Here is a 25,499-nt window from a genome sequence, read left to right as displayed (position 1 = left end):
TTTTGTGGTTAATTTCAGGGTCGGGTTGGGATAACAACATGGTCAGTGAACGTGAGAACCGTGAACTATTAAGTAGTGCAAAACTACTAAGTGGCGAAAGACGGATGGATGAAGCGCCACAGCAGCGGGAAATAACCCGACTGTGCATTCAATGTGCGCTGCTGCTGTTACAGCATGGTGCGGAGAGTATGGTGGTTGAACAGCTGTCGTCACGGCTGGGTATGGCGCTCGGTGCTGATAGCGTTGAGAGCTCCATCTCAGCCAATTCGATTGTACTGACCACCATCATGCAGGGGCATTGCCTGACGTCGACGCGGAAGAATGTGGACCGCGGTATTAATATGCACGTCGTCATTGAAGTTCAGCATGCGGTCATCATGGCCGAGCATAAACTGCTGGATGTAGCGGGCGTAGAAAAGCGTCTGGGAAATATCAAACCGCTGCGCTATCCGCGCTGGCTGATGGTTTCCGTTGTGGCACTCTCCTGCGGCTGCTTCAGCCGTTTGAACGGCGGCGGGTGGGATGCATTTATCGTCACGCTGATTGCCAGCGGACTGGCGATGTATGTCCGACAGGTGTTTACGGCGCGACATCTGAATCCGTTGATCAACTTCTGTATTACGGCGTTTGTTGCCACGTCGGCATCTGGGCTGCTGATGCGGTTGCCTGTTTTTTCTCAGACGTCGACGGTGGCGATGGCGGCAAGCGTGCTGCTGCTGGTTCCCGGTTTCCCACTGATTAACGCCGTGGCGGATATGTTTAAAGGGCACGTAAATACCGGTCTGGCACGCTGGACGGTCGCGAGTTTACTGACGCTGGCAACCTGTATTGGGGTCGTGATGGCGATGTCGCTGTGGGGGTTACGCGGATGGGCTTAAGTTTACTGTGGGCACTGTTGCAGGATATGGTGCTGGCGGCGGTCCCTGCGTTGGGGTTTGCGATGGTCTTTAACGTACCGCTGAAAGTGCTGCCTTACTGCGCGCTGCTGGGCGGCGTCGGGCATGGCGTACGGTTTCTGGCGATACATTTCGGCATGAATATCGAGTGGGCATCGTTTCTGGCGGCGATCCTGATCGGCATCATCGGTATTCGCTGGTCACGCTGGCTGCTGGCGCACCCGAAAGTCTTTACCGTAGCGGCCGTGATCCCGATGTTTCCCGGTATTTCTGCCTATACGGCGATGATTTCGGTGGTAGAAATTTCGCATCTTGGCTATAGCGAAGCATTGATGAGCGTCATGATGACCAATTTCCTGAAGGCCAGTTTTATCGTCGGTGCACTCTCTATCGGCCTGTCTTTACCGGGGATCTGGCTCTACCGTAAACGGCCGGGAGTATAAAACTCTTATATTACGTTTCGGTCTTGCATCTATGTCGACGAGCGAAAGGGCTTTCCGTATAGTGTCAGCAATTTTCTGACCTACAGGGTTTTTTCACCATGGTTATTAGTTTGATTGCTGCACTGGCAGTGGATCGCGTGATTGGTATGGAAAACGCGATGCCGTGGCATTTGCCAGCCGATCTGGCATGGTTTAAGCGTAATACGCTTAATAAGCCGATTATTATGGGGCGTAATACTTTCCGTTCTATCGGTCAGCCGCTGCCCGGCCGACTGAACATTGTCGTCAGCAATCATCCCGGTGATGACGATCGTGTGACCTGGGTCTCCTCGCTGGACGCTGCGCTGGCGGCGGCGGGCGACGTCGAGGAAGTGATGGTGATTGGCGGCGGCAGTATCTATCAGCAAATGCTGGCGCAGGCTAATCGCCTTTATCTGACGCACATTGATGCCGAAGTGGAAGGCGACACGCATTTCCCTGACTATGAGCCGGATGAATGGCAGTCTGTTTTCAGCGAGTTCCATGATGCTGACGAGCGTAACTCACACAGTTACTGCTTCGAAATTCTGGAACGCCGTTAAGCGCCTTTCCTGCGATAATATTCTGTCGATGAATAGCTAACCCGCCTTGTTGCGGGTTTTTTCGTTTCTGGCTTGATGTTTTACTTCCCCGCCTGACAGCTTTCCCAAATGGCGTGTCTCAGCCAGCGATGTGCAGGATCGCTCTCGCGTCGCGTATGCCACACCTGCTGGAAGGCAAAGTCGGGTATCACGAATGGAGGCGGAAAAATGTGCAAATCTGGCGTAGTAATGCGGGCCATGCTGCGCCGTGCAGCGGTTAAAATCAGATCAGTACCGGCAATGAGATTGATGGCGGCATGCCAGTGGGGCAGGGTCAGCACGACATTGCGCGCTAGGCCGCTTGCAGCCAGCGCGCTGTCAATTTCATTGGCAGAATCGGGATGCATCGTGACCAGAACATGTGGCCGTTCCAGCCATGTCTCAAACGACAGCGTACCGTTTTCCGGCAGCGTGGTGCGGTCGGCCAGACAGGCGAACTGTTCTTCAAAGAGAAGCTCGGCGTGTACCTCGGATGGGCGCTCAGGAAACACGCCGAGGCCTAAGTCGATTTCTCCATCGATCAACTGTGCCAGCATCATTTCACGGCCGGCATGGCTGACGGCCAGAGAAATACCGGGAGCCTGCATACGTAGATGCCGCATGAGCGTTGGCAAGACGGCATTCGTACCGTAATCAGAGAGCGCCAAACGGAAATGTCGCGTGCTATGGCACGGATCGAACTGCGGTGCCTGAATAAGCTCGTTCAACTGATCAAGCGCCTGTTCCAGCGGGCCGAGTAGCGCCTGAGCGCGGGTCGTGAGCGTCAGGCCAGCCTCACGCCGAACTAACAGCGGATCGTTAAAAATCTGGCGTAGCTGTGATAATGAATGGCTGACGGCAGGCTGGCTGCGGTGCAGGCGCAGCGCTGCTCGCGTGACGTGTTTTTCTGTCAACAGCGCGTGAAGCGTGAGCAGCAGATTCATATCAATACGACGTAAATCATCCACTATATGAATACCCTCCGTATGAATTATGAATTTCCATCAGTTTAATGGATGATTGAATATTGGAACATCCCAATTATGTTGTGAATTTTATAGTGTGAACTCGGGGGCTCCATGTCGTTATTCTCTTCTTTTTCTCTCTCATTGCTGTTGCCGCTGGGTATTGCAGTACTTGCTGGGAGCATTGTGCCTTTTCAGGCTGCCAGTAATGCGGCACTGGGGCGATCGTTAGGCCATCCGCTTTGGGCAACGCTGGTATCACTGCTGGTAAGCATCTGCGTGCTGCTGCCGATTCTGTTTGCTGCTCGGGTGCCCACACCTGCGCTTGGTAATGCTTTACAGGGGCCGTGGTGGATCTGGCTGGGCGGGGTGGCGGGTGTGGCTTATATCACCGCCGCGTTATTGCTGACGCCAAAGCTCGGTGCCTCAGGTTTTATTGTCTGCGTGATTGCTGGTCAGGTGGTGGCATCGCTGATGATCGATCATTTTGGTTTGATGGGGCTGGCGGTGAAGCCTGCGACGCTGGGGCGAATAGCGGGTGTCGCGTTAATCGTGATGGGGATGCTGGTGGTGCAATATTCTGCGGTTTCTCAACCGCTGACAAAACCCGCCGTTGAAACTAATAATCAACCACAGTAAGGAGGCTACCTCTCCATTTCGTCGCGCGAATGGGTCACATTTCCGTCATCTATCATCGCTAGTATGAAAATGAGTAGCGGCTTCCGTCGTTCAATTGAGATGTCGTTAAGCCGCTGTGTTTGATAGATAGGAGACTGTACGCATGACGAATAGAAACCGTAATCTGAATACTGACCGTTTGAGCGATCCACGCCGCCGTGAATTACCGTCAGGCGGCGTAGAAGCCGTTGGTCTGGCTGGGTTTCTTGGCGGTGGAATCTGGTCGATTCCCACCGAGGAGTTGGCTGTGCCATCATCTAAAAAGATGCCGTCTGGGACGGCCTTCCCACTTCTATGACACGGGAGCGGCTGGCGATAGAGTGAATACTTTCGAGCCTTTACTCACCCGTGCCAGAAAGCTCAGTGTTTGATGAGAGTGACGGTTGCGTGAAATAGCGCTTATCGTCCCAACGCAGCATAGTCAGTACCCCCCCCCAACAGCACCCGGTATCCAGCGCGTAAATGTTTTCCGGCGTGCCTTTCCCTTCCAGCGATGCCCAGTGGCCGAATGCAATAGCGTATTCTCCGGCAATCTGGCTTGGCAGCTCAAACCATGGTTTTAGCAAAGAAGGTGCCTGACTCGGCGGCTCTTTGCAGAGCATATCCAACTGCCCGCCAGAGAAGCAGTAGCGCATACGGGTAAAGACGTTGGTGCTAAAGCGTAGACGGGCCAGACCGCTAAGCTCTGGGCTCCAGTGGTTTGGCATATCACCATACATGGCATCGAGGAAAAGCGGGTAGCTGTCGCTGCTCAGGATCGATTCGACTTCGCGTGCGCACATGAGTGCCGTCGGCAGATCCCACTGCGGCGTGATGCCCGCATGCGCCATCACCAGCTTTAGATCTTCATCAACCTGCAAGATCGGCTGGCGGCGTAGCCAGTTGATGAGCTCGTCTGCATCGGGAGCAGTGAAGAGTTCATTGAGTCGATCTTTTGGCTTATTGCGGCTGATACCCGCATAAACGGCCAGCAGGTGCAGATCGTGATTGCCAAGCACCATGCGGACAGAGGAACCGAGGGAACGAACGAAGCGCAGAACCTGAAGCGAATCTGGCCCCCGTGCGACTAAATCGCCCGTTAACCAAAGCGTATCTTGTTCTGGATTAAAGGAAACTTGCGCCAATAGCGCATTAAGTTCCACGAAACAGCCGTGAACATCGCCAACTAAATAGGTAGACATAATTAATGTATCAGTGAAGGAATAGCCAGACGGAAAACGGGGATGGAAACCTGAAACGCTTTACCCTGATGGTCAACCATATGGTAGTGGCCTTCCATCGTGCCGAGAGGTGTTTCTATGACGGCACCGCTGGTATATTGGAATTCGCCACCGGGCTGGATAATCGGCTGTTCGCCGACCACGCCTTCACCCTGAACTTCAGTCTGGCGACCATTACCGTTGGTGATCAGCCAATAACGTCCCAAAAGCTGGACTTCATGACGCCCCAGATTGCGAACCGTAATCGTGTAAGCAAACACGAAACGTTCTTCATCAGGCTCCGATTGTGATTCCACGTAGAAGCTCTGAACCTGTACACAAACACGGGGCGCATTAATCATGATGAACTCCAGTTATTCCTGTTTTGCAGGATGCTCGCTTAGCCAGTTCGCCAGTCGGCAATATTGCTCAACCGTCACATTTTCTGCGCGGCTGCTGATATCGATCCCCAACTCAGTGAGAACGTCTGGGGTGAACAGGTTGCCTAGGCTGTTACGCAATGTCTTACGGCGCTGGTTAAACGCTTCCGTCGTGATGCGGCTCAGCACGCGAATGTCGCTGACCGGATAGGGGATCTCGGCATGAGGAACGAGTCGCACTACGGCGGAGTCAACTTTAGGCGCGGGCTTGAATGCCTCTGGTGGTACTTCAAGCACTGGGATTATCTGACAATAATACTGTGCCATGACGCTCAGGCGTCCAAAAGCTTTACTGTTCGGTCCTGCCACCAAGCGGTTAACCACCTCTTTCTGCAACATAAAGTGCATGTCGCGGATAGATTGAGTATAGGTGAACAAGTGGAACATCAGCGGTGTGGAAATATTATACGGCAGGTTGCCGAAAACACGCAGCGGTTGCCCAGCCTGTTCCGCGAGCGCGGCGAAATCGATCGTCATGGCATCTTGCTGAATAATTGTCAGCTTGTCTTTCAGCGTCGGATGCGTTTCCAACCGCGCGGCCAGATCCCTATCCAGCTCAATAACGGTAAAACGATCCATCCGTTCGCCAACGGGCGCGGTCAAAGCGCCGAGGCCCGGACCGATCTCGACGATCGCTTGACCTGGCTGAGGATGAATCGCCGAAACGATGCTATCGATCACGAAGTGATCGTTTAAAAAGTTTTGCCCAAAACGTTTACGGGCGAAGTGACCTTGGTGTACGCGATTATTCATTACTGTGTTTTATCATTTTAATGGCAAGATTTAATGCCGTGATGAAGCTGCCGGGGTCGGCGCTGCCGGTTGCGGCCAGCTCAAGCGCTGTACCGTGATCGACCGACGTACGAATAAAAGGTAACCCCAGCGTGATATTAACGGCGCGCCCGAAGCCCTGATATTTCAGAACCGGGAGTCCTTGATCGTGGTACATCGCCAAAACGGCGTCGGCGTGTTGCAGATACTTGGGTTGAAAAAGCGTGTCGGCAGGCAACGGCCCAACCAGCGTGATGCCCTGCTGCCGGAGTTCGTCCAGCGCTGGGGTAATCACATCCAGCTCTTCACGGCCCATATGGCCGCCTTCACCGGCATGGGGATTCAGCCCACAGACATAAATCTGCGGTTGAGCGATGCCGAATTTTGTCTGCAAATCATGGTGCAAAATCGTGATGACTTCATGCAGGCTCTGACGGGTAATCGCCCCAGAAACGGCTGCGAGCGGAAGATGCGTGGTCGCTAAGGCGACACGCAATTCTTCCGTTGCCAGCATCATGACGACACGGTCACAGCGGCTGCGATCGGCGAAAAACTCAGTGTGCCCGCTGAAGGGGACACCAGCATCGTTGATAATGCCTTTATGCACCGGGCCAGTAATCAGCGCGGCGAATTCGCCGTTCAGACAGCCATCACACGCCCGCGCCAGTGTCTCAACGACATAAGCGCTGTTAGCGACATTTAAGTCACCTGGAATGATGGTTGCCGGTGCGGCGATCGGCAGAATGGTCAGGCTACCTGCCTGTTGTGGCTGTGCGGGCTGACTGGGTTGATAGTCACGCAGCGTCAGCGGCATCGATAATTGCAATGCGCGACTGAATAACAGGTCAGGATCCGCACAGATCACGAGCTCTACAGGCCAGGCCTGCTGAGCCAGAGCAATCACCAGATCGGGGCCAATCCCGGCGGGTTCGCCGGGGGTGATCACAACGCGTGGTGTATTGCTCTCAGTCTGCATGAGTTTCAATCTGCATTAGTTGCTGGCACCATTAATCACTTTGACATAGGCCGCTGCACGCTGTTCCTGCATCCAGGTTTGCGCTTCTTCAGCGAATTTACGATTAAAGATCATACGGTACGCTTGCTCTTTTTGCGCTGCGTCGGTTTTATCAACCTGACGGGTATCCAGCAACTGAATCAGGTGCCAGCCAAAAGAGGAATGAACAGGCTGACTGATTTCGCCTTTCTTCAGTTTCAACAACGCATCGCGGAAGGCCGGATCGTACATATCTGGAGAAGCCCAGCCAAGGTCGCCGCCCTGATTTGCTGAACCTGGATCCTGAGAGAGCAGTTTGGCTTGCGAGGCGAAATCGGTGCTGCCGTTTTTGATCTGCTGTGCCACTTCGGCCAGCTTGGCTTGCGCCTGGCTGTCCGTCATGACGACAGACGGTTTGATCAGAATATGGCGAGCATGCGTTTCAGTTACCGATACGCTTTTGTTACCGCCGCGAATATCGTTCACTTTCAGAATGTGGAAACCCACACCAGAACGGATCGGGCCAACGACCTGACCTTTCTGCGCCTGTGTTAAGCGTTCAGCAAACAACGTTGGGATCTCTTGCAACTTACCCCAGCCCATTTGGCCGCCTTTTAGCGCCTGAGAATCCGCGGAATAGGTGATGGCCAGTTTACCAAAATCCGCGCCTTCACTGATTTGCTTCACCAGCGACGTTGCCAGATTTTCCGCCTCATCAACCTGTTGCTGCGTCGGGTTTTCCGGTAATGGGATCAGAATGTGGCTCAGGTTCAGCTCATCGTTTTCACCGGTCTGGGTGGCGATTTGCTTAGCCAGCGTATCGACTTCCTGAGGCAGCACGGTAATGCGACGACGGACTTCGTTGTTACGCACTTCCGAAATCAGCATCTCTTTACGAATCTGGTTACGGTAGGTGTTGTAGTTCAGGCCTTCATAAGCCAATTGGCTTTTTAGCTGGTCCAAAGACATCCGGTTCTGAGCGGCAATATTGGTAATCGCCTGCTCCAACTGCTCATCCGTCACCTGGATACCCATCTTCTGCGCCATTTGCAGGATGATGTTATCCATGATCAGGCGGTCAGTAATCTGATGACGCAGCGTGGCGTCATCCGGCAACTGCTGCCCGGCCTGCTGGGCGTTCAGTTTTACCGACTGCAAAAGACTGTTTACATCACTTTCCAACACGACGCTGTTGTCGACCACTGCTGCGACTTTATCAACCACCTGTGGTGCTGCGAACGCGGTAGAGGCACTCAGTGCCAATCCGAGAATAAGCGTTCTCCAGTTCTTCATACCTTTCCCATTATTTCATCCGCAAGGCGGGTTAAAAGTTCCAACATTTCAGTGAGACAGTCTGTTTGCCCTTATCGGCTAAGCACTCTGGATAACATCAGAATGCGCGCTGGTAAGGCAAAATACCTGAACGCAGCATTTTTTCGGAACCCAGACTGTAATTGCTGCTTAAACCACGTAATTCGATATTAAACGACACTTTGTTGTCGTATTCGCTGCTGCGGCTGGCGCTGTTCCAGTCGGTAATTTTACGTTCATAACCGACGCTCACGGCCCAACAACAGGTATTGTACTGTAAACCAATCAGATGGTTTGCCGGCTGATTAGCCTTGGTGTCGTAATAATAAGCCCCAACCACTGCCCAACGTTCGACGATCGGCCAGCTCGCGGTGATACCGACCTGCGATATACCCTGTTGGAAGCCAGGGTTCGTTACATTAGGGATCATATCCTTAATATACTCTGGGCTCGCGTAACGATAGTTCAACTGCACCAGACGTTCCGCATCGCGACGGTATTCTAACACGGCATCGCCCAGCGCAACTTCGTTCAGACGGTTGTCATATTGCAGACCCCCGCGAACTCCCCACCTGTCATCAATTTTCAGGAATGAATCGCCGGCCCACACTTGGCTGCCGTTGTTATCATTTTTATCGAGTGACGTATTACGGTCGCCGGTACGTGGACGATCGAAGTAATAGATTTGACCAATAGAAGCGTTAAAACGTTCAACCAATGCATCATCATAAATACGTGTGGTGATACCGGTCACAAGCTGATTCGCGGACGCGATGCGATCCAGGCCGCTATAACTGCGATCGCGGAACAGACCGGAATAGTCGGTCTGCATCAGCGTAGAGTCATAGGTATGGATGCTGCTCTGGTCGCGATAAGGCACATACAGGTACTGCGCACGAGGTTCCAGCGTTTGGGTATAGGCCTGCGACCAGTCCATTTCGCGTTCAAAGACCATTTTGCCATCGACTTTATATTGCGGCATGACTCGGTTAACCGAGTCTTTCAGTGCATCTTTTGTACCTTGGTCAATGTTTGGAGTTGAGGAAGCACGGTAACGATCCAGATTATCCTGTTGGTAATGCGTCGCTAATAGCTTGGCTTCGGTATTCAGGCTGGCCCAGCGATTAGCTAGTGGGAGATTCAGCGTTGGTTCAACGTGCAGACGAGTGGCTTCCGGCCGATTGTCGTTGACGTTGGTAAATTTTACCGCCTGACCATAAAGGTGCATATCAACCGGGCCGATATCATTCTGGTAATAATTGATATCGAGCTGTGGTTCTGCACGGTAGACATCACGGCTAGTCGCATTGGAAAAGACCTGGAACCGTCTGCTGGACAGCGTGGTGTCCCAGTTTTGGTTCGCATAGCCTGCACTGAGCTTTTGGGTGACGTAGCCATCGGTGGTCGAACCGTAATGCGAATCCAGATCGGTAAAGTAGCGGTCGTCGCTGACTTTTGTGTAGTCCGCGTTAAAACGCCACACCTGATCCATCACGCCGCTGTGACCCCAGTGGAACAGCCAGCGGGTGTCGTTACTATCTTGCGGGGAGATTTTGGCGTATTCATTGTCGCTGGGCAGCCAGTCGAACTGAATGACACCAAGGCCCGGTGTGGTCAGGTAGCGGAATTCGTTCTGCCACTGCATACCACGTTTAGTTTGCAGATGCGGGGTGATCGTGGCGTCAAAATTAGGGGCGATATTCCAGTAATAGGGCGTCAGCAGTTCGAAGCCATTGCTGCTACCATATTTCGCATTGGGGATCAGAAAGCCAGAGCGTCGTTTATCGCCGATAGGAAGCTGTAAATACGGGCTATAGAACACAGGTACGCCAGCAATCTTGAAACGCGCGTTCCAGATTTCAGCAACCTGCTCTTCTCTGTCTTGAATCACTTCCGAACCGACGACACTCCAGCTATTATCTCCCGGCAGACAGGAAGTGAAGGAGCCGTTTTCCAGAATGGTGTAGCGATTGCTGTCACGCATTTTCATTTTGTCGGCGGAACCACGCCCTTGACGGCCCACCATCTGATAGTCGCCTTCATAGACGTCGGTATCTTTGGTGTTCAGGTTGGCCCAGGCTTTAGGGCCTTTCAGGATAACCTGATTGTCGTCGTAGTGGACATTTCCCGTCGCAGTAATGGTACGCGTTGGCGTGCTACCCTGCGTTGCCGGATCCAACTGGTTCAGTTCCACCTGCTCGGCGGTCATGACGCTGTTGCCCTGCTGGATGTTAACATTGCCAATGAATTTGGCGTTGTCGGGATAGTTGGCTTCGGTTTTGTCGGCCTGAATATTGACCGGCAACTGATTAGGATCGCCTGTTACCAGTGGTCTGTTGTACGTAGGTACACCCAGCATGCACTGTTCAGCGAGATCGGCCAGCGCGTGCTGACTGTAAAGCGCCGACCAAACCAGAGTGGCCAGCAGAGTTGGGAAACTTTTTTTCATACGTGGTATCAGGTGTTCCGTCATCAGGGGCATCATGCTGGCAAACGGTCAGAGACTATATCACTCGTTAGCGTTGCGCCAGTGTTAAATCCCCACCGCCTATACGCACCGCCGTTAGGTGCAAAGATAAATGACAGGTATGATAAAGCAATTTTTGGCTGACGGCATGAGGATTTGAGGAGTATATGCGGTATTGGGGAAAGTTGCTGGGGTTGGCGCTGGGAATCGTCTCAAGCGCTGGCATCTGGGGAATGATCATGGGCTTACTGATGGGGCATTGGATTGACAAAGCCCGGGCATCGCGTCGCCGTGATTATTTCTCCGCTCAGTCTACCCGTCAGTCATTGTTCTTTCTCACGACCTTTCAGGCCATGGGACACCTGACCAAATCCAAAGGCCGGGTGACGGAAGCCGATATCAAGATCGCGACCAAAATGATGGATCGCCTTGAGCTGTTTGGTGAGGCCAGAACGGCCGCTCAACGGGCTTTCCGTGAAGGAAAAACCACCCATTTCCCTCTGCGAATAAAATTACGCAAACTGCGCGATGCCTGTCTGGGACGTTTTGATTTAATTAAGATGTTTCTGGAAATTCAGCTTCAGGTCGCGTTTGTTGATGGCGTTCTGCATCCGAACGAACGGCGCGTGTTGTATGTAATTGCCGATGAGCTGGGCGTGACGCGCGAGCAGTTTGAATTTTTTCTGCGCAATATGGAAAGTACCACGGGGCAGCAGTCACGCCAGAACGGTAAATCGCATCAGCGACGCAGTAACGGCCATTCTAGCGGGGGCTACTCTAACGGGCACTCTTATGGTGGTCAACGTCCGACCTCACCGCCGCGAGGGCCTACGGTCGAAAGTGCCTGTCGTACGCTGGGCGTGCGCAGCAGCGATGACGCCGTGACGATTAAGCGCGCCTACCGCAAACTCATGAGCGAGCATCATCCCGATAAGCTGGTCGCCAAGAAGCTTTCGCCGAGGATGATGGAGATGGCCAAGCGCAAAGCGCAGGATATTCAGGCCGCCTATGAACTGTTGAAAAGCGCGAATCAGACAAAATAATCCGCATCTTTCCTCTTCTTATTACTTCCCCGTTTTACTGCTCCACCAAACCCGATTTGAAAATACCGTCAGCGCGTTTGCGTCAGAAATCCGCTTCGCAACGAAAGTGCATCGGGGTATTGAAAGCCGGGTGCGTGATAGCCAGTTCTTGTGCGTGCAGTAACAGGCGGGGTGCGAGTGCTTTGGCATTGGGATGCGCATAAAAGCCATCGCCGAGAATGGGGTGACCTAGCGCGAGCAGGTGAACACGCAGTTGATGGGAACGACCAGTAATCGGCATCAGTTTGACGCGCGTTGTACCGTCAGCATCACGCGAAAGTACCTGATACTCTGTCTGTGCTGCTTTTCCTGTTTCAAAACAGACTTTCTGTTTCGGGCGATTAGGCCAGTCACAGATCAGTGGCAGATCGATGACGCCCTCATCCTGCGCCATATGTCCCCAGACGCGGGCAAGGTAGGATTTCTTGGGCTCGCGCTCGCGAAACTGACGCTTTAATTCGCGTTCGGCGGCTTTCGTGAGTGCAACGGCAATCACACCGCTGGTCGCCATATCCAGACGATGGACAGATTCGGCTGTCGGGTAGTCAGCCTGAACGCGGCTCATGACACTATCTTTGTGTTCTGGCGCACGGCCGGGAACCGACAGCAGACCGCTGGGTTTATTTACCACCATGATGTGCTGATCCTGATACAGAACGTGTAGCCAGGGATCGGTTGGCGGATTATAGGGTTCCATCGGAGCACCTTTCAGGCAACGTATAATGTGTGATATTAGGGAGAACACGGGGATGAGGTTCCCGCAGGGAGACCTCGCCCCGTGGTAGGCCCGTGTATCTCGATTTTGCAAACAACATATCATCATGGCTGCGGTATAGCGCGATGCTTATACCGCAGTCAGCAATGCTTACTGGTGTGTCACCACAACCAGACGAATAGCATCCAGACGCCAGTTGGCTTCGTGCAGGTTGCTGAGTACCTGTTCGCGCTGGTTTTCCAGTGCGGTCAGTTCATCTTCACGAATGTTGGGGTTGACGGCTTTTAGCGCTTCCAGACGTTCCAGTTCGCGGCGCAATTGCAGGTCAGCTTGCTCCTGAGCCTCGGTGATGAGCTGGCGTGCCTGCGTTTCGACTAGCGCTTCCGCCTGTTGCAGCATGGCGTGAACATCGGGCTGTACCGCATTCACCAGCTTGCTGGACGTATGACGGTTTACCGCGTTGAGCTGACGGTTGAAGCTCTCAAACTCAACCTGTGCCGCCAGATTGGTACCTTTACGGTCCATCAGCAGGCGAACTGGCGTAGGTGGCAGGAAGCGGGTCAGTTGCAGGTGCTTCGGTGCTTGCGCTTCCACAACGTAAACCAGCTCAGCCAGCAATGTGCCGACCGGCAGCGCTTTATTTTTCAGCAGCGACACGGCACAGCTTCCAGTATCGCCGGACAGCACCAGATCGAGTCCGTTACGGATGAGCGGGTGTTCCCAACTGATAAACTGTGCGTCTTCGCGGGAGAGCGCTTGATCGCGATCGAAGGTGATCGTACAGCCGTCTTGCGGCAAGCCCGGGAAGTCTGGCACCAGCATATGATCGGATGGCGTCAGGATGATCAGGTTGTCGCTGCGATCTTCCTGATTGATGCCAACAATATCAAACAGGTTCAGGGCGAACGTCACCAGATTGACGTCATTATCCTGTTCGGCAATGGCCTGCGCCAACTGTTGAGCCTGTTCACCACCGTTAGAATGCATTTCCAGCAGGCGATCGCGGCCTTGCTCAAGCTGTTGCTTCAGGTTGTCGTGCTGTTGACGGCACGTATGGATAAATTCATCCAGCCCCTGCTGTTCGCCGACCGTCGTCAGCCGCTCGATTAGCTGCGCGTGGTGCGCATCATAGATGGTGCGACCTGTCGGACAGGTGTGCTCAAACGCATCCAATCCTTCGTGATACCAGCGTACCAGCAACGCCTGCGCGGTGCTTTCCAGATACGGCACCAGAATCTGAATTTCTTTTGCCTGCCCGATACGGTCCAGACGACCAATACGCTGTTCCAGCAGATCGGGGTTGAACGGCAGATCGAACATCACTAAATGGCTGGCAAACTGGAAGTTACGGCCTTCGGAACCGATCTCTGAACAGATCAGCACCTGTGCGCCTTCTTCTTCGGAAGCAAAATAGGCGGCGGCGCGGTCACGTTCAAGAATCGACAGCCCTTCATGGAAGACGGCGGCGCGGATCGCTTCACGCGTGCGCAGCACTTGCTCCAGCTGTAGCGCGGTGGCTGCCTGTGCACAGATCACCAGCACTTTTTCATCACGGTGTGCGGTCAGGTAGTTAAGTAACCATTCCACGCGCGGATCGAAGTTCCACCAGGTGGCATCGTCCCCTTCGAGCTGTTGATAAATTTGTTCCGGATACAGCATGTCGCGGGCGCGGACTTCCAGTGTCTTATTCGCGTTCATAATGCCGGACACTTTAATCGCCGTTTGGTACTGTGCTGGCAGCGGCAGGCGGATTTGATGCAGGACACGCTGCGGGAAGCCTTTAACACCCTGACGCGTGTTACGGAACAGCACACGGCTGGTGCCATGGCGATCCATCAGCATGGTGATCAGTTCCTGACGCGCTTTCTGATTGTCGTCACTGTCGCTGTTGATGGCTTTCAGCAGCGGCTCGATATCCTGTTCACCCAGCAGGTCGCTCAGCGCATTCAGTTCAGCCGTTTGGGCTTTTTCGCCGGCTAACAGCAGCGTGACAGCATCGGCGACCGGGCGGTACTGTTGCTGTTCGGCAACGAATTCCTGATAGTCGTGGAAACGGTTGGGATCGAGCAGGCGTAAGCGCGCAAAGTGGCTCTGCTGGCCAAGCTGTTCCGGTGTCGCGGTTAACAGCAGAACGGCTGGCGTGGCGCGTGCCAGCGTTTCAATGGCTTGATATTCCGGGCTCGGACTTTCTTCGCTCCAGACCAGATGGTGGGCTTCATCCACCACCAGCAGATCCCAGTCGGCGTTGACGAGCTGCGAAAAGCGCTGGGCGCTGCGTTGAACAAATCCCAGTGAGCAGATCACCAGTTGTTCGGTTTCAAATGGATTGCTGCTATCCAGCTTGGCTTCGGCATAGCGCTCGTCGTCAAACAGGGAAAACAGCAGGTTAAAGCGGCGCAGCATTTCGACCAGCCACTGGTGTTGCAGGGTTTCCGGCACGACAATGAGCACGCGGCTGGCACGACCCGACAGCAACTGCTGGTGGATGATCATCCCTGCTTCAATGGTTTTTCCCAGACCGACTTCGTCCGCTAGCAAAACGCGTGGCGCGTGGCGTTGGCCGACTTCGTGAGCGATATGAAGCTGATGGGGAATAAGGCTGGCGCGCATGCCGCGCAATCCGCCCCATTGTTGTAGCGCCTGCTCGTTCTGATGCTTGCGGGCACGATAGCGCAGGGCAAAGCGATCCATACGATCGATCTGCCCGGCGAACAGGCGATCTTGCGGTTTGTTGAACGTCAGTTTGCTGTCCAGAAAGACTTCACGCAGTTCCGCCGACGTTTCATCGTCCAGGCGTTGGCCGCAATACACCAGCAACCCTTTTTCTTCTCGCACGTCATCAACTTTGAGCTGCCAGCCTTCATGGCTGGTGACGGTGTCGCCGGGATTGAACATCACGCGGGTGATGGGGGCGTCGCTGCGGGAATAAAGTCGGTTTTCACCGCTGGCAGGAAAAAGCAGCGTAATCATACGCGTATCGACGGCAACAACCGTTCCCAGTCCAAGTTCGCTTTCCGTATCGCTGATCCAGCGCTGACCAAGTGTAAAAGGCATAAATTTTTAGCTCGATGTTCGTCTGTGTCGGAGGAATGTCTGATTACATTATCGGGTGCTGATAATGCAGCTGATGCAAATTCAGAAAGGGCGTTATGGTAATGGATGACGGTGCATTCGTCACCTCTCAAACTTGCTGTATCGCGAATTAACCCCTTTCATTTAAAACAGGCCCATCTGACCTGTTACCAGCGTAGTAAAATCATCGTGCAGGAAAGGCAGAATAGCATCCGCGACGGGCTGAAGCTGGCGTTCTACATAATGCTGGTAATCCAGCGGTGAATGGCGGGTTTCCAGCGGTTCAGGGCCGTTGACGGTCATCACATAGCTGATCCAGCCGCCGTTTTGGTATTGCAGTGGCCGTCCTTGCTGGCGGTTATAATCATCGGCGATTTTAGCGGCTCTGGCGTGGGGCGGCACGTTGCGTTGGTAATCATCGAGCCGACGGCGTAGCCGTTTACGGTAGATCAGCAGATCGTCAAAATCACCGTTCAGGGTACGATCGACATAATCCCGCAGCCAGTCCTGATAGGGCTGTTGCTGAAAAATCAGCAGATAGAGCTGCTGTTGAAACTGCTGCGCCAGTGGTGTCCAGTCGGTACGCACGGTTTCCAGCCCTTTGAACACCATTTTTTCGCCTTGTGGCGTGTCGATCAGGCCGGCGTAGCGTTTTTTACTGCCTTGTTCCGCGCCGCGAATCGTTGGCATCAGGAAGCGGCGAAAATGCGTTTCAAATTCCAGTTCCAACGCACTGGTCAACTGCTGGGTGTCTTGCAGGTGCTGTGTCCACCATTGGTTAACGTGTTGCACCAGCGTTTTGCCAATCTTTGCTGCTTCTTCTTCGCTATGCGCGTGCTTCAACCAGACAAAGGTGGAGTCGGTATCGCCATAAATCACCTGATAGCCCTGTTCTTCGATCAGTTCGCGCGTTTTGCGCATGATTTCATGGCCGCGTAGGGTGATGGAGGAGGCGAGACGTGGATCGAAGAAGCGGCAGCCTGTCGCACCCAGCACGCCATAAAAGGCATTCATGATGATCTTGAGCGCCTGCGACAGTGGTTTATTGTTGGTGCGCTTCGCCGCCTCACGCCCTTGCCAAATTTGCTCGACAATCGCTGGCAGGCAGTGCTGTTCGCGGGAGAACCACGCCTCACGAAAGCCGGGGACGGCGTGCTGAGCGTCAGGGTTCTGCGTTCCCACCGCCAGCCCTACCGGGTCGATCAGGAACGTGCGGATGATAGAAGGGTAGAGGCTCTTGTAGTCCAGCACGAGTACCGAATCATACAGTCCGGGACGTGAATCCATCACAAATCCGCCGGGGCTGGCCTCAAGCGCGACGTCACCGAGATTCGGGGCAACGTAGCCCATACGATGCATGCGCGGTAAATAGAGGTGGTAAAATGCTGCGACGGAACCCCCGTTGCGATCGGCCGCCAGTCCGGTGACGCTAGCGCGCTCTAGCAAAAAAGGCAGCAGCTCGGTTTTGTCGAAAATACGCGTGACCAGTTCGCAGTCTTGCAGGTTATAGCGAGCGAGTGCGGGCTTATCTTCGGCAAAGCGGCGGTCGATTTCATCCATTCGCTGATAGGGCGTGTCGATAGCTTTGCCTTCCCCTAGCAGCGACTGTGCGACAAATTCCAGACTAAACGAGGCAAAATTCCACGTTGCGGATTTGAGCGCTTCAATGCCGTCAATAATCAAACGGCCGGTGGCGCTGGCAAAAAAATGCCCCTGTTTAAAACCGTGCTCCCGCCATTCTAACGCCTGTCCATTACGCCCCAGCTTGAGCGGAATGTTGTAGCGCTCGGCATGTTTCTGCAAGACGCGCAGGTCAAACTGCACCAGATTCCAGCCGATGATGGCATCGGGATCGTGCTGCTGCATCCAGGTATTCAGCTTTTCCAACAGCAGCGGACGGCTGGCGACGTACTCAAGATTAAAATCTTCGTGCTCGGCAGGCGTGCCGTTCGGCGGGCCGAGCATGTAAACCTGACGCTGTCCGCAGCCTTCAAGTCCGATGCAGTAAAGCTCGCCGTGGCGGGTGGTCTCGATATCCAGCGACACCAGTTTGAGCGTCGGACGGTAATCGGGATTCGGTTTCATGCGGGCTTCCGTCAGCAGGCTACCTGACGTTGGGTTACCGCTAAACCACACGGGCGCGGTGATAAAGCGCTCCATCAGAAAGCGTTCTGTCGGGCGAATATCCGCTTCGTAGACCTGAACGCCTCCCTCACGCAGCAATTTCTCCAGCCGCAGCAGCTGTCGGTATTGCGGGCAATACAGCCCCAGCAGCGGCTGATGATGGAAATCCTGCATGGCGAGCGGTTTTAACTGCCAGCGTTTTTCCTGCTGTAAAAGCGTTCTTGCGCGGGCTTCCTGCTGTGCAGGAATAAAGGCAACGGCCTCCTGTACCGGCAGGCGTGCGAGCAGCGGGCCCTCATCGGTGGCCAGCCAGAATTCAACCTGCGTGCCGGCTGGTGTGTCGTTCCAGTGGCGGGTCAGTAGAAACCCCTGACGAACCTGAGTCACTAAGCGGCCTTTTATAGCAAGTGGGATAAGGAAGGATGGTAGGGATAAGTATGGTTATTTATACAGGTAATGTCCAGCAACATCACCCGTATACCCGTCATCCTTCAAGCTGCTTGCGCGTTGGCTGCCCTTGCTCACCCCAGTCACTTACTTGAGTAAGCTCCTGGGGATTAATGAGCCTCATAAATGAGGCCCACCCTGCGGGCCAGCGCTAGCGCTGTTCAAATCGGTCTGGAACCGATTTGTCGCGCAGTTGCCGCCTTCACGCAACTCGAATTATTTAGGGTATATAAAGAAGGGGGATTGGATTACTGCTCTCCGCTGGAGGCCGAGACCACGCGGTTGCGGCCTTCCTGTTTGGCTTGGTACAGAGCCTCATCGGCCAGCTTGAAGGTACGCTCGATTGGCATATCGCTGACGTCCGGTTCCCACAGGGCAACGCCTAATGAGATGGTGATATTGCCCACGACAGGAATGGTCGATTCCTGCATGCGCTGCCGTAGCCGCTCGGCAATGTTGAGTGCGACGTCGAGGCTGGTTTCCGGCAGTAGGATCAAAAATTCTTCACCGCCGCTGCGGCACAGTATGTCAGCATCGCGTGAGCTGGTGCGAATAAGCTGTGAGAGATAGCGAATGACATTGTCGCCGACATCGTGACCGTAGGTGTCATTGATGCGCTTGAAGCGATCGATATCCAGCGCGATGACCGCAAAGCTTTTCTGCCCCATCTGCCAGTAGCGTAGCACGCTATCCAATCCACGGCGATTGAGCAGTTCGGTCATCGGGTCTGAGTGTGCCTCAGAACGCAACTTACCAATTTTGCGCTGGAGTAAATCGATACCCAACAGCATGGCCTGTTTGAGCTGCGAGGCTTCGAAATACCAGGAGTGGATATTTCTGATGTCATCGGAGACGTCCGTCGCATCCATCTTATTGGCACTGCGTGCCAATAGCCATAGCGGCTGGGCGATGAGCCGGGCAAGCAGCCAGACGCAGAAGATCGTCAACAGTGCGAGCGGAAGCGTGTGACGTAGAACGTTCAGCATCAGACTATCGAGAGGCTTCAGCGTGATGTCCATCGGGCGGAGCGCCACAATCTGCCACTGTGAGGTGGCTTCGATGGCGTAGCCTGCCAGCATGGCTTCACCCAGATAGTTCACCATGTGCTGGCTACCATTATCTTCGTGCTGTGCGCCGATCTTCAGATTATTGGTCTCTGTTTTGCCAATACGTTCCATGTCACGGTGATACAACATTTTTTTGTTCTTATCGGTGACGTAAATATAAGAACCGTCGCGGTAATAGTGTTTGTCTAAGAGCGTATTAAGAACGCTGGGCTGCTTAAGATAGATGGATCCACCGATAAACCCTTTGTAGCGGCCATCCCGTGTGAAGATCGGCGAAGATATCAGCACGATGAAGTTATTGGCGGCAGAGACATAGGGCTGGCTGATAAGAGGCTGCTTTTCTTTCAGGGCTTCGAGAGCGCCTTCTGTTGTCAGGCTTCTCCCGATTAATTGGAACGTATCCGGTGACGTGGCTCGGACAGTACCTTTTTCATCTGCAATGACGACAGAGTTGAAATTGCTGGTCTGTAGCCGCAGGCGGTCGGCTTCTTTAAACAGACTGGCCTTATCATCCATCTGGGTAGAGACGATATTGGCGCTATAGGCTAACTGCTGCTGGGATTCTTTAAAGAAAGAATGGGTCATCGCCGCAAGCTTGGTGGCGTAAACACGGTTGGCTTCAAGGGTGTTATCAATCAGAAGCTCTCGCTGAACGCGATAGCTGGCATAAAAACTGTTTGCCAGTGTTACCAAGGCGCTCGCCACTGCCAAGAGTAGGATAAGACGTCGTAATCCGAAATGGTTGAGTAGTTTAAAAAACATAGTGGCAGTGTGGCACGGTGGCAAAAAATGACCGCTATCATAAGTGTAGATGCCCGTCGGTGCAAAAGAATTGACCAGAAAACTGCATTACTGAAGTGGTACTAAAGACTTGAATTAGAAAATGATATTGCGAGTGTCCTTATAATAAGAATAGTTGATATTTATCAAAACGCACAAGCTTTCACCGTCTGAAGGCTAAGCACGCCTCAACGTTAGATAGATAAATCATGCTACATATTTTCAGTAGGATATTGCTGGGTTTCGTGCTGTCCGCCGAGGGGGCTGTCGCCTGAGAGACGACATCGCGCGTTAATCCGGTGTGTTGGGGTTTTACCGTAGCCACAGCCGAATGATGGGGTGAAATCAGGAGTTGACGGCTTCTGCTATGATCCAGACAATCCTTGTTTTTATAACGTACGGGTAGGTTTTATGGAAGCGTGGCTGGATCATCTGGTTACTCAATCACTCGCGTATTCACTGATCGCCGTCATGCTGGTTGCCTTTCTGGAATCTCTGGCTTTGGTGGGGTTGCTACTGCCGGGAACGGTGATGATGGCAACGCTGGGGGCACTGATCGGCAGTGGACAAATGGGGCTTTACCCGGCGTGGGGGGCAGGGATTATCGGTTGCCTGCTAGGGGACTGGATTTCCTATTTTATTGGCATGCGTTTTAAGGCACCGCTGCATAACTGGTCTTTCCTGAAAAAGCATCAGGCGTTGCTGAGTAAAACCGAATATGCCCTGTATCAGCATCCGATGCCGACGATACTGATCGGGCGTTTCGTCGGCCCGACCCGTCCGCTCATCCCGATGGTGGCGGGGATGCTGGGGTTACCGCCTTATAAATTTGCCGTGCCGAATATCATCGGCTGCCTGCTGTGGCCGCCGGCCTATTTCTTACCCGGTATTCTGGCTGGCGTTGCGATTGATATTCCCGCGGGGACGAACAGCGCAGGGTTTAAGTGGCTGCTGCTGATTACTGCCATCATGGTGTGGGGCGCAGGCTGGCTAAACTGGCGCTGGTGGCGCAGTGATAAGCGTAAACATCATGACTGGTTTAGCAGAAAGATGCCGCTCAGACGCTTGCGCTGGGTCGCGCCCGTGATGTCTGTGGCGGCGGTTGCCTTGTCGGTCGTACTGATTCAGCACCCGCTGATGCCAGTTTACCGCCATCTGCTATGGCAGGTGTTAAACGGGTAAGGTTGGGCAGGCCGGGAAAGACCCGGCCAAGCCATTTAGCAGTAGAACTCGGCGACCTGCTCGAAAATACGCATTTCTTCACCGTGACGGCGTACCTGAAGGACGTCCTCCAGTTTTTCCACCTGACTGATCATTTGCTGTAGCCGCTGGTCATCTTTGACCAGTAGCCAGATCCGGCTTTCCTCGCCATTTGCCAGCGGCATACACAGAATGCCTTCCACGTTAAATGCGCGACGGGCAAACAGGCCACAAACGTGTGACATGACGCCGGGGTGGTTGCGCACCGAGAGTTCCAGCGTGACCTGACTTGACGTTGATTGCGTTGGCGAAGTTAGTTGAATTGACATAGTCATTAATCTCCGATCATATCGATGTTCGCGGCGCCCGGTGGCACGATGGGTAACACTTTTTCATTGGCGTCAATAAGTACGTGGATCAGCGCAGGACCTGGTTGGTTGAGCATCTCTTGCAGCGCGGCCTGTGGATCGGCGGCAGCGTTCAGATCGCAAGTTGCAAAGCCGAAGCCTGCGGCAATCGCGAGGAAATTCGCGCTGTAGCGGTAATCGGCCGCGAAGATGCGCTTCTGGAAAAACATATCCTGTTGCTGGTGAACCAGACCGAGTGACTGGTTGTTCATCAGGACGATTTTTACGTTAAGTCCTTCTTCTGCCGTGGTCGCCATTTCCTGAATATTCATCATCAGGCTGCCATCACCAGAAAAACACACCACGGTGCGATCGGGTTCAGCCAGCGCCGCGCCAATCGCCGCAGGCAGGCCAAAGCCCATCGTCCCAAACCCGCCGGATGTCAGCCATTGGCGTGGACGACGCAGCGGATATGACTGCGCGACCCACATCTGATGCTGACCGACATCGGTCGTGATGATGGCATCATCCGTCAGCGCCTGTGCCGTGGCCTGCACCAAACCATAATGGCTTAATGGATCGTCAGCGCCGGGCATACTGAACGGAAATTCCTGTTGCAGCCCGCGGACGGTGGCACGCCATACGTCACGCTGCTGCGGCGCAATATGTGGCAGCAACTGATCCAGTGCTTGCGCGACATCTGCATTGATCGCCACGTGTGGCTGGCGGATCTTACCCAGTTCGGCCGGATCGATATCGATGTGAATGATGCTGGCATTCGGGCAAAACTGTTCTGCCTTACCAATCGCGCGATCGTCAAAACGCGCCCCCAGCACAATTAACAAATCTGCCTGCTGTAAGAGCAGATTGGTTGATCGTGCGGCGTGCATACCCAGCATCCCGAGCGACAGAGGGTGATCGACAGGCATCGTACCCAGCGCCATCAACGTCATGGTGGTTGGCAGGTTGGAACGTTCCGCCAGCTGAACTGCCTGTTCGTGCGCGACGCCGCTAATAATCCCGCCGCCGAGATAGAGCACCGGACGCTGAGCCGCATTAATCATGGCCGCAGCACGCTCGATTTCCTGCTGAGGGATAGCGGGCGGCGTATCGAGAGGAAAGACGTCTGGCAGTTCGCTCAGCTCAATGGTCGCATTCTGGATATCTTTTGGAATATCGATCCACACCGGACCGGGACGACCCGACTGCGCGATGCGAAAGGCTTCTGGAATCACGCGCGGCAGTTCGTTGATGTCGCGAACCAGATAGTTATGTTTGGTGACGGGAATAGAAATGCCGTAGGTGTCGACTTCCTGAAACGCATCGGTACCGATCATGCTGGAAGGCACCTGGCCGGTGATACATACCAACGGGATCGAATCCAGTTTGGCATCAGCGATGGCGGTGAGCAGGTTGGTCGCCCCTGGACCGCTGGAAGCCATACAAACTGCGGCGCGTCCGCTAGCACGTGCCATACCTTGTGCCATAAATCCCGCGCCTTGCTCATGGCGAGCCAGAACGTGGCGGATCGTTTTACTTTGACCCAGAGCATCATATAACGGCAGGGCCGCGCCGCCGGGGATACCCGCTACGGTGGTGATGCCCTGCTGTTCAAGCAGCCGAACAATTAACTGAGCGCCTGTATAACGCATGTTTACATCCTTCATCAGGGCCGGTGCGGTGTCGGAGCGGGGAGGGTATAAATAAGAAACCCCGCTCGGCTTGCGCCGGCGGGGTTTGAGAATCTTCGATTCGGAACCCGTTACGGCGCGCTGCCGACCACGACCACGACGACCACGCGCACGACGACGACCGCGTCAACATGCGCGGTGCTTAGTAGTGCTGAAGTGGAAGAAGAATAGTGCGTCACGGGAATCCTATTGATGTTCGAGTTATTTATGGTCGAGTGTTGTGTTCGAATGAGTAATCAATCGTCAATCCATATAAGCACAGCAGTACAAAAAGACACAATACCCACAAGGGATAAAAACTGAATATGTCGAATTGGTCACAGTATACCCGTCATACTTCGAGTTGCATGTGCGTTGGCTGCGCTCAGTCACCCGAATCACTTACTTGAGTAAGCTCATCGGGATTCCCTCACTTGCCGCCTTCCTGAAACTCGAATTATTTAGGGTATATATTGGTATTTCACCGCACGATCACCGCCTGATTTTTCGCCATATAACCGAGAGAAGCGTGACTGTTTTCACAATTGGAACGGGGTTTCAATGTTATAAATTATAAAATAATCATTGGGATAGTGGGTGGTGACAAATGGGCGTGTCCCGAGTGCTAGGAAAAGGCGTATTGAGCGGTATCTTACTGATGGCAATGGGTATTGGCCAGGCGATAGCCTGTCAGGCTGGCCCTGCTAACGAATGGATGCGGGGTATTGAACAGCAGCGTCAGGCGGATTTGGGCAATGGCTGTTATCTCAATCCGATTATTGCGGGCGATCATCCTGACCCCACGATTATCAAGGATAGGGATGACTATTACATGACGTTCTCGTCATTTGACGACATCCCCGGACTGCTGATTTGGCACTCGCGTGATTTAGTGAATTGGGAACCGCTTGGCCCTGCGATCACGACGCCCGTTGATGCCATCTGGGCGCCGGATTTGGTGAAGCACAACGAGAAATACTATATCTACTTCACCACGAACCGGATCATCGACGCCAAAGGGACGAAAAAGAAAACGCTGTATGTGATTACCGCTGATGACATTCATGGCCCGTGGACGCCACCGAAAGATACCGGCTTGAAAAATCCGGCCAGCGATCCCGGCCATGTGGTAGGGGAGGACGGTAAGCGTTACATCTTTATGTCTGGCGGCAACCGCGTGCAATTAACGGACGACGGGCTGTCGACGGTCGGTGAAATGGCGGTGGTCTATCAGGGATGGCAGTACCCGGAAGAGTGGGATGTGGAAAGCTTCTCGCAGGAAGGGCCGAAGATGCTGCGCCACGGTGATTACTTCTACATGGTGCTGGCGGAAGGTGGAACGGCTGGGCCTCCGACCGGACACATGGTGATTGCAGCACGCTCCAAATCGATCAACGGACCGTGGGAAAACTCGCCGCATAACCCGATTATCCGCACGCAGGATCGTTCAGAGAAATGGTGGTCGCGCGGCCATGCGACGCTGATCGAAGGGCCGGATAAAAACTGGTACATGGTGTATCACGGTTATGAAAACGGCTTTATGACATTGGGGCGGCAGGCGATGCTGGAGCCGATCGTCTGGGGTGATGATGGCTGGTTTACATCCGCTGGATTCGATACCGGCAAACCGATTCGCAAACCGGAAGGCGGCGAGGCAGTGCCTCATGGCATCGGTTGGTCTGATAGCTTTACCGACGAGAAATTTCCGGCTCGCTGGCATTTTTACCGTGCCAATGCGGAGGAACTGAAGCGGGTCACGCTTAGCGATGGCAAGCTGCACCTGAAGGCAAAAGGCACGTCGCCGAAGAACAGCGCGCCGCTGACGATGATCCCTGGCGATCAGGCTTACCAAATTGAAGTCACGGCGAATTTTGCCCCCGGCGCACAGGCAGGGTTGCTGCTGTTCTATAACGCGAAGCTATACGTCGGGCTGTCGTTTAATCAGGACGGCACCGTAATGCACCGCTACGGGCTGGAAAGGGCGGAGAAGAAACTGCCGCATATTACGGGCAATGAGGTGCAGATTCTGATGAAAAACGATCGCCACATTGTGACGTTCTACACCCGCACCTCGGATCAGGAACCGTGGAAGAAATATCCGGTGCAGATGGAAGTGTCCGGCTACCATCACAACGTCGCGTATGATTTCCTCAGTTTGCGGCCTGCCCTGTATGCTTCAGGCGAGGGCGACGTCACGTTCAGTAACTTGCGCTATCAGGCTTTGCCTTAATT

Annotated in this window: 22 protein-coding genes; 8 read left to right on the top strand and 14 right to left on the bottom strand. The window is 53.9% G+C overall.

The genetic code is table 11. From position 1 onward, the window contains the following. Window positions 1-104: 104 nt before the first annotated feature. From EO763_RS19020 to folA, 3 genes are all read left to right on the top strand, one after another. Window positions 105-878, top strand: coding sequence for a threonine/serine exporter family protein (locus tag EO763_RS19020; protein WP_161530446.1), 774 nt, complete (start codon window positions 105-107; stop codon window positions 876-878). Beyond that, on the top strand, window positions 869-1,339 hold the full coding sequence (locus tag EO763_RS19015) for a threonine/serine exporter (protein ID WP_011095363.1): 471 nt from the start codon (window positions 869-871) through the stop codon (window positions 1,337-1,339). Before EO763_RS19020 ends, EO763_RS19015 begins: the two co-directional genes overlap by 10 nt. A 98-nt stretch (window positions 1,340-1,437) precedes the next feature. Beyond that, window positions 1,438-1,920: a type 3 dihydrofolate reductase gene (folA, locus tag EO763_RS19010; protein ID WP_010299774.1), complete on the top strand. Its 483-nt coding sequence runs from the start codon at window positions 1,438-1,440 to the stop codon at window positions 1,918-1,920. Window positions 1,921-2,000: 80 nt separating this feature from the next. On the opposite strand, the gene EO763_RS19005 is transcribed toward folA, so the two are convergent. Then, window positions 2,001-2,906 (bottom strand): LysR family transcriptional regulator, encoded by a 906-nt coding sequence (locus EO763_RS19005; protein WP_161529893.1) that lies wholly within the window; start codon window positions 2,904-2,906, stop codon window positions 2,001-2,003. A gap of 111 nt (window positions 2,907-3,017) precedes the next feature. On the opposite strand from EO763_RS19005, the gene EO763_RS19000 reads away from it, so the two are divergent. Then, window positions 3,018-3,542 (top strand): DMT family transporter, encoded by a 525-nt coding sequence (locus tag EO763_RS19000; protein ID WP_161529892.1) that lies wholly within the window; start codon window positions 3,018-3,020, stop codon window positions 3,540-3,542. A gap of 142 nt (window positions 3,543-3,684) precedes the next feature. Further along, the gene (locus tag EO763_RS18995; protein WP_161529891.1) at window positions 3,685-3,879 is read left to right on the top strand and encodes a hypothetical protein; all 195 of its coding nucleotides are present in this window, start codon (window positions 3,685-3,687) and stop codon (window positions 3,877-3,879) included. A gap of 40 nt (window positions 3,880-3,919) precedes the next feature. Here EO763_RS18995 and apaH read toward each other — a convergent pair whose 3' ends face one another. The 6 genes from apaH to lptD form a co-directional block, all read right to left on the bottom strand. Next, complete coding sequence (gene apaH, locus EO763_RS18990) at window positions 3,920-4,762, bottom strand: bis(5'-nucleosyl)-tetraphosphatase (symmetrical) ApaH (protein ID WP_161529890.1); 843 nt, start codon at window positions 4,760-4,762, stop codon at window positions 3,920-3,922. Between the two features lie 2 nt (window positions 4,763-4,764). Next, on the bottom strand, window positions 4,765-5,142 hold the full coding sequence (apaG, locus tag EO763_RS18985) for a Co2+/Mg2+ efflux protein ApaG (RefSeq protein ID WP_010681750.1): 378 nt from the start codon (window positions 5,140-5,142) through the stop codon (window positions 4,765-4,767). Between the two features lie 12 nt (window positions 5,143-5,154). Further along, the gene (gene rsmA, locus EO763_RS18980) at window positions 5,155-5,973 is read right to left on the bottom strand and encodes a 16S rRNA (adenine(1518)-N(6)/adenine(1519)-N(6))-dimethyltransferase RsmA (protein WP_161529889.1); all 819 of its coding nucleotides are present in this window, start codon (window positions 5,971-5,973) and stop codon (window positions 5,155-5,157) included. Beyond that, window positions 5,966-6,967 (bottom strand): 4-hydroxythreonine-4-phosphate dehydrogenase PdxA, encoded by a 1,002-nt coding sequence (gene pdxA, locus EO763_RS18975; RefSeq protein WP_103157638.1) that lies wholly within the window; start codon window positions 6,965-6,967, stop codon window positions 5,966-5,968. Before pdxA ends, rsmA begins: the two co-directional genes overlap by 8 nt. 15 nt (window positions 6,968-6,982) lie before the next feature. Then, window positions 6,983-8,278, bottom strand: coding sequence for a peptidylprolyl isomerase SurA (gene surA / locus EO763_RS18970; protein WP_161529888.1), 1,296 nt, complete (start codon window positions 8,276-8,278; stop codon window positions 6,983-6,985). Between the two features lie 97 nt (window positions 8,279-8,375). Continuing rightward, complete coding sequence (gene lptD / locus EO763_RS18965; RefSeq protein WP_161529887.1) at window positions 8,376-10,745, bottom strand: LPS assembly protein LptD; 2,370 nt, start codon at window positions 10,743-10,745, stop codon at window positions 8,376-8,378. Between the two features lie 185 nt (window positions 10,746-10,930). On the opposite strand from lptD, the gene djlA reads away from it, so the two are divergent. Continuing rightward, window positions 10,931-11,806 carry a co-chaperone DjlA gene (djlA, locus tag EO763_RS18960; RefSeq protein ID WP_161529886.1) on the top strand — a complete coding sequence of 292 codons (876 nt, stop codon included), beginning with the start codon at window positions 10,931-10,933 and terminating at the stop codon, window positions 11,804-11,806. Window positions 11,807-11,888: 82 nt separating this feature from the next. Here djlA and rluA read toward each other — a convergent pair whose 3' ends face one another. From rluA to EO763_RS18940, 4 genes are all read right to left on the bottom strand, one after another. Beyond that, window positions 11,889-12,542: a bifunctional tRNA pseudouridine(32) synthase/23S rRNA pseudouridine(746) synthase RluA gene (gene rluA, locus EO763_RS18955; protein ID WP_161529885.1), complete on the bottom strand. Its 654-nt coding sequence runs from the start codon at window positions 12,540-12,542 to the stop codon at window positions 11,889-11,891. A 168-nt stretch (window positions 12,543-12,710) separates the two neighbouring features. Beyond that, a complete protein-coding gene (gene rapA, locus EO763_RS18950; RefSeq protein WP_039490727.1) occupies window positions 12,711-15,614 on the bottom strand; it encodes an RNA polymerase-associated protein RapA in 2,904 nt (967 codons plus the stop codon). A 162-nt stretch (window positions 15,615-15,776) separates the two neighbouring features. Continuing rightward, window positions 15,777-18,143 (bottom strand): DNA polymerase II, encoded by a 2,367-nt coding sequence (locus EO763_RS18945; RefSeq protein WP_161529884.1) that lies wholly within the window; start codon window positions 18,141-18,143, stop codon window positions 15,777-15,779. A 308-nt stretch (window positions 18,144-18,451) separates the two neighbouring features. Beyond that, entirely contained in the window at window positions 18,452-20,032 is a 1,581-nt protein-coding gene (locus EO763_RS18940; protein ID WP_161529883.1) for a sensor domain-containing diguanylate cyclase, read from the bottom strand. Between the two features lie 429 nt (window positions 20,033-20,461). Between EO763_RS18940 and EO763_RS18935 the strand changes: the two genes are divergently transcribed. Beyond that, a complete protein-coding gene (locus tag EO763_RS18935) occupies window positions 20,462-21,232 on the top strand; it encodes a DedA family protein (RefSeq protein ID WP_161529882.1) in 771 nt (256 codons plus the stop codon). A gap of 35 nt (window positions 21,233-21,267) precedes the next feature. On the opposite strand, the gene ilvN is transcribed toward EO763_RS18935, so the two are convergent. From ilvN to EO763_RS23980, 3 genes are all read right to left on the bottom strand, one after another. Continuing rightward, window positions 21,268-21,579 (bottom strand): acetolactate synthase small subunit, encoded by a 312-nt coding sequence (ilvN, locus tag EO763_RS18930; protein ID WP_161529881.1) that lies wholly within the window; start codon window positions 21,577-21,579, stop codon window positions 21,268-21,270. Window positions 21,580-21,584: 5 nt separating this feature from the next. Further along, on the bottom strand, window positions 21,585-23,249 hold the full coding sequence (gene ilvB, locus EO763_RS18925; protein ID WP_161529880.1) for an acetolactate synthase large subunit: 1,665 nt from the start codon (window positions 23,247-23,249) through the stop codon (window positions 21,585-21,587). A gap of 110 nt (window positions 23,250-23,359) precedes the next feature. Beyond that, complete coding sequence (locus EO763_RS23980) at window positions 23,360-23,467, bottom strand: ilvB operon leader peptide IvbL (protein WP_015731251.1); 108 nt, start codon at window positions 23,465-23,467, stop codon at window positions 23,360-23,362. A gap of 407 nt (window positions 23,468-23,874) precedes the next feature. Between EO763_RS23980 and EO763_RS18920 the strand changes: the two genes are divergently transcribed. Beyond that, on the top strand, window positions 23,875-25,497 hold the full coding sequence (locus EO763_RS18920; RefSeq protein WP_161529879.1) for a family 43 glycosylhydrolase: 1,623 nt from the start codon (window positions 23,875-23,877) through the stop codon (window positions 25,495-25,497). Window positions 25,498-25,499 lie beyond the last annotated feature (2 nt).

The sequence above is a fragment of the Pectobacterium odoriferum genome (genome assembly GCF_009931295.1).
Classification (GTDB): Bacteria; Pseudomonadota; Gammaproteobacteria; order Enterobacterales; family Enterobacteriaceae; genus Pectobacterium; species Pectobacterium odoriferum.
This window is presented reverse-complemented; position numbering and strand designations above follow the sequence as displayed.